Annotated in this window: 5 protein-coding genes and 1 pseudogene; 5 read left to right on the forward strand and 1 reads right to left on the reverse strand. The window is 59.4% G+C overall.

Annotated elements, in window-relative coordinates; genetic code table 11:
* A pseudogene (locus tag KBT70_RS07785) lies at positions 1-510 on the reverse strand (ABC transporter permease); the annotation flags it as partial.
* Between the two features lie 134 nt (positions 511-644).
* Here KBT70_RS07785 and cysQ point away from each other — a divergent pair.
* From cysQ to KBT70_RS07810, 5 genes are all read left to right on the forward strand, one after another.
* Entirely contained in the window at positions 645-1,442 is a 798-nt protein-coding gene (gene cysQ / locus KBT70_RS07790) for a 3'(2'),5'-bisphosphate nucleotidase CysQ (RefSeq protein WP_296630830.1), read from the forward strand.
* A gap of 1 nt (position 1,443) precedes the next feature.
* Positions 1,444-2,244, forward strand: coding sequence for a manno-octulosonate cytidylyltransferase (locus tag KBT70_RS07795; protein ID WP_296630833.1), 801 nt, complete (start codon positions 1,444-1,446; stop codon positions 2,242-2,244).
* 114 nt (positions 2,245-2,358) lie between these two features.
* A complete protein-coding gene (locus KBT70_RS07800; RefSeq protein ID WP_296630835.1) occupies positions 2,359-3,252 on the forward strand; it encodes a UTP--glucose-1-phosphate uridylyltransferase in 894 nt (297 codons plus the stop codon).
* A 21-nt stretch (positions 3,253-3,273) separates the two neighbouring features.
* Positions 3,274-4,257, forward strand: coding sequence for a UDP-glucose 4-epimerase GalE (gene galE / locus KBT70_RS07805; RefSeq protein WP_296630837.1), 984 nt, complete (start codon positions 3,274-3,276; stop codon positions 4,255-4,257).
* 36 nt (positions 4,258-4,293) lie between these two features.
* The coding region (locus KBT70_RS07810) for a glycosyltransferase family 2 protein (protein ID WP_296630840.1) at positions 4,294-5,112 on the forward strand (819 nt) is incomplete at its 3' end.

The following is a 5,112-nucleotide window of genomic DNA, read 5'->3' on the forward strand; positions in this document are numbered from 1 at the left end:
CAGGACCAGCCCCACGGATATGCCTGTGAACCAAGCGGTCAGAATCATCCCAAAGGCCTGAATAGGCTGATAGATGCTGATCGGCACAAAACCCACGTGATAGACAAAAAGAACCACGAAGAGCGACAGAACCTGAATGTAGAGGGAACTGAGGGCTGCGGAACAGATCGCGATGACCGTGTTCATCGGCGCATGCTGCATCATCGGAGACGCCGGTCCTTCCGCCCCCATGACCGCGCTCATCGCCTTGATATGCGTGATGTAGACGAAAATGCCGGACATCATGAACAACAGGAAATCGCCGCGAATCTTCATGCTCTTCAGGCCAAGAACCGTGAACATGAAGTAAAACGCGAGGACCATGATCACGACAGTCATGATATTCTTCACAAGCGCCACGATCGCGTTGCCATCGCTCTTGCGCACATCCCGCACGGCGGCATGATAAATCAGCTCGGCAATGTTGATTGCCGAATGCAGGCTCGATCTGGGGCGCGTGGTCTTGATCATGGCGCGGGGCCGCTGGCCTCTGATTTTATGGTCCGGGTTTCTTGCTGTCCTTGCGAGAGCGTATCATAAGGGCGCAGGTTTAATCCATCGGTTAACGGCGCAAAGTGGCGTCTTGGCGGCAAAGGAGCGGCGATTTGGAGTATGACAAGCTGATTTCGGTGATGCGCGCATTGGCGCTCGAAGCCGGGGCAAAGATCATGGACATCTACGAGGCGGATGATTTCGCGGTCAAGGTCAAGTCCGACGCAAGCCCCGTGACCGAGGCGGATGAGGCGGCGGATGCGATCATCTCTGCCGGCCTGCGCGCCGCATTCCCCGAGGTTCCTCTGGTGACAGAGGAACAGGCGGCGTCGCATGGCGAGACAGCCAAGACCTTTTTGATTGTCGACCCGCTGGATGGAACCAAGGAATTCATCAACCGGCGCGGCGATTTCACAGTCAATATCGCCTATGTCGAGGCGGGCGTGCCGACCCGTGGCGTGGTCTATGCGCCCGCCAAGGGGCGCATGTTCTACACGCTGGCCGATGGCACCTCGGTCGAGGAAGAGGGGCCGTTTGTATCGGACACGCCCGGTACTTTGCGACCCGTTCGCGTGACGCAACCGGACAATACCGCGCTCATGGTCGTGGCGAGCAAATCGCACCGGGATCAGGCCACTGACGATTATATCGGCAAATACGCGGTCAAGGACATGACGAGCGCGGGCTCCTCGCTCAAGTTCTGCCTTGTCGCGACCGGCGAGGCCGATCTCTATCCGCGTCTGGGGCGCACGATGGAATGGGATACCGCCGCCGGGCATGCGGTGCTGAACGGCGCCGGGGGGCTAGTGGTGCGCTTTGAGGATCATCAGCCGCTTACCTATGGCAAGGCAGATTTTGCCAATCCGTTCTTTATTGCCCTCGCCCCCGGCGTGGCTCTGAAAGGAGCATGAGATGAGCGTCGTCATCGTCATTCCCGCGCGTTATGCCTCGACCCGCTATCCGGGCAAACCCCTTGTGGCGCTGACCGGTGCCACCGGCGTGGCCAAGAGCCTGATCCAACGCTCATGGGAGGCCGCCTGTCAGGTGCAGGGCGTGGACCGGGTGGTCGTGGCCACCGATGATGAGCGTATTCGCGCGGCCTGTGAGTCATTCGGTGCCGAGGTGGTGATGACCTCTGAAAGCTGTGGCAATGGCACCGAACGCTGCGCCGAAGCGCTCGAGGTCATGGGCGGCGGCTATGACATCATCGTCAACCTGCAAGGCGATGCACCACTCACGCCGCATTGGTTCGTCGAGGATCTGATTACAGGCCTGCGCGCGGATAGCGGGGCAGAGGTGGCAACGCCCGTGCTGCGCTGTGAGGGCCGCGCGCTCAACGGCTTTCTCGAAGATCGCGCCAAAGGTCGGGTGGGCGGCACCACGGCTGTGTTTGGCCAAGGCGCGCGCGCCCTCTACTTCTCCAAGGAGGTGATTCCATTCACGGCGCGGCGCTATGGTCCGGAAGAGGCGACCCCGGTCTTTCACCATGTCGGCGTTTACGCCTACCGCCCGCAAGCGTTGCGTGACTATGCAACTTGGCCCATGGGGCCGCTGGAACAACTCGAAGGACTAGAGCAATTGCGATTCCTCGAACGCGGTCGCGCCGTGCTCTGCGTCGAGGTTGCCGCACAAGGACGGCAATTCTGGGAGCTGAACAACCCCGAGGATGTGCCCCGGATCGAGGCGATGATGCAAGAAATGGGCATGGGCTAAGAACCGCTCAGAAATACCCTGCCAATTCGCAACATTTCGCCAATTTTCCCCTTAACACGATGCAAATGGCGTCGCTGTTGTGTAAGGTGGACAAAAGCATCCTAGGAGCATTCTATGCGTACCAAAGTTACCAAGGCTATCTTTCCGGTCGCCGGACTGGGAACACGATTTCTGCCCGCAACAAAATCCGTGCCCAAGGAAATCATGACTCTGGTTGATCGCCCCTTGGTTCAATACGCCATAGACGAGGCACGCGCCGCCGGGATCAAGGAATTCATCTTTATCACCTCCCGCGGCAAAGGGGCGCTTGAGGATTATTTCGACTATGCCCCGCAGCTTGAGGCCGAATTGCGCCGCAAGGGCAAAGAGGACCTGCTCGAAATCCTCAAGTCCACCAACATGGACAGCGGCGAAGTGGCCTATATGCGCCAGCACAAGCCGCTGGGTCTGGGCCATGCCGTCTGGTGCGCGCGCAGGCTCATCTCGAACGAGCCTTTTGCCGTGATCCTGCCGGATGATGTGATTGCCGCCGAAAAGCCCTGTCTTGCGCAGATGGTCGAAGCCTTTGAAGAAACTCAGGGCAATATCGTAGCAGCGATGGAAGTGCCGGATTCGATGACGAGTTCCTACGGTATTCTCGACATCAAAGAGGATATGGGAAGCATCGTGTCGACCAAAGGCATGGTCGAGAAACCGGCAGCAGGCACAGCACCCTCGAACCTCGCGGTGATCGGTCGCTATATCCTGACCCCCACCGTCTTGCAGAAACTGAACCGCAAACAAGCGGGCGCAGGTGGCGAAATCCAATTGACCGATGCCATTGACGCAGCACGCGAAGATGGTGAAGAGGTCTACGGTTTCCGGTTTCAGGGGCAGCGGTTTGATTGCGGCTCTAAAGCAGGATTTTTGCAGGCAACGGTGGCCTTTGCCCTCGCGCGCGATGATTTGAGAGATGAGCTTTGGAATTACATTTCGGACGTGGTTCACTCTGAAAAAGCGGCTCAGTAAGACACCACGAAAGGACTTTTCGTGACGCATATTCTGGTCACAGGCGGGGCAGGCTATATCGGCAGCCACGCCTGCAAGACATTGGCGGCAGCAGGCTATACGCCTGTCACTTACGATAATCTTTGCACCGGCTGGCAGGGCGCCGTCAAATTCGGCCCCTTCGAGCAGGGCGATCTGACAGATCGCGCGCGGCTGGATCAGGTGTTCGCCACCTATCGTCCCGCCGCCGTGATGCACTTCGCCGCCCTCAGCCAGGTGGGCGAGAGCATGCGCGATCCGGGTCTCTATTGGCACAATAACGTGGCTGGGTCGCTGTCTCTGATTCAGGCGGCGGTGGCGGCGGGCTGTCTCGACTTTGTCTTTTCTTCGACCTGCGCCACCTATGGCGATCAGGACAACGTGCTGCTTGACGAGGGCTGCGCACAGCATCCAATCAACGCCTATGGTGCCTCAAAACGCGCGATAGAGGATATGTTGCGCGATTTCGAGGCAGCCGATGGTCTGCGCCATGTGATTTTCCGCTACTTCAACGTCGCGGGTGCCGACCCCGAGGCAGAGATCGGTGAATTCCATCAACCCGAAACCCATCTCATCCCGCTGATGCTGGATGCAATCGACGGCAAGCGTGATGCACTGACGATCTTTGGCACGGATTACGACACGCCCGATGGCACCTGTATCCGCGATTATGTGCATGTCAGTGATCTTGTTGATGCCCATGTGCTTGGCCTAAAATGGTTGGAGTCAGGCAAAGGCAGCCGCGTTTTCAACCTTGGAACCGGCACCGGTTTTTCCGTGCGCGAGGTGATCAACCAATCGGCGGCCGTGACCAACCGCGCCGTGCCCGTGGTCGAAGGCGCGCGGCGGCCCGGCGATTGCACGCGGCTTGTTTCGGGATCGACCCGCGCCGCGGCAGAGCTGGGCTGGCAGCCGAAACGCTCGACCCTCGCACAGATGATCGGGGACGCCTGGCGCTGGCATCAGACTGGACATTACGACAAATAGCGCTGACGCTGCCGCTTGGGGGATCACGGGGACCGCATGGGCAGAGGCGAGAGGATCAGCGATCTGGCGATGGCCTATCGCCTGCGATGGAAGCGGCGGCGTCTGCTTTGGCGCAGCTTTCGCAAAAGACGGCAATTGCGCTGTGTTCGTGACGAAACCGCCCAGATCAGGCCCGACGACATCCTCTGCTTCAGCACAGTGCGGAACGAGGCGCTGCGCCTGCCCTATTTCCTCGCGCATCACCGGAACCTTGGCGTGCGGCATTTCCTGATGGTCGATAATGCCAGCGACGATGGCACGCGTGAGTATTTGGCCGCGCAACCCGATGTCTCGCTCTGGAGCACAGGCCACAGCTACAAGCTATCCCGCTTTGGGGTCGATTGGCTGACGTGGTTGCAGATGAAATATGGCCACGGCCATTGGTGCCTGACCCTCGATGCCGATGAATGCCTGATCTACCCTTATCACGACACGCGGGCCCTGCCCGCGCTCTGTGACTGGCTAGAGGGGCAAAAGCGTCGCTCTTTTGGCGCGCTGATGCTCGACATGTATCCCCAAGGTCGGTTGTCGGAATATACTTATCAGGCCGGAACAGACCCTTTTCAGGCGCTCTGTTGGTTCGACGCAGGCAATTATGCAATGCGCCGCAAGGCGGATTTGCAGAACCTGTGGATTCAGGGCGGCCCACGCGCCCGGATGTTCTTTGCCAGCGATCCGCGCCGCGCACCGACCATGGGCAAGGTGCCTCTGGTGAAATGGAACCGGCGCTATGCTTATGTGAGTTCGGCGCATGCGCTCCTGCCCCGACGGCTGAACCATGTCTATGACACGAGCGGGGGGGAGCTGACTTCGGGC

This window comes from Roseovarius sp. (assembly GCF_018066915.1).
Classification (GTDB): Bacteria; Pseudomonadota; Alphaproteobacteria; order Rhodobacterales; family Rhodobacteraceae; genus Roseovarius.

Bases quoted from the DNA above. Each gene is read 5' to 3' on its own strand.
- KBT70_RS07795 (WP_296630833.1), top strand. From the start codon at position 1,444: ATGAGCGTCGTCATCGTCATTCCCGCGCGTTATGCCTCGACCCGCTAT.
- KBT70_RS07800 (WP_296630835.1), top strand. From the start codon at position 2,359: ATGCGTACCAAAGTTACCAAGGCTATCTTTCCGGTCGCCGGACTGGGA.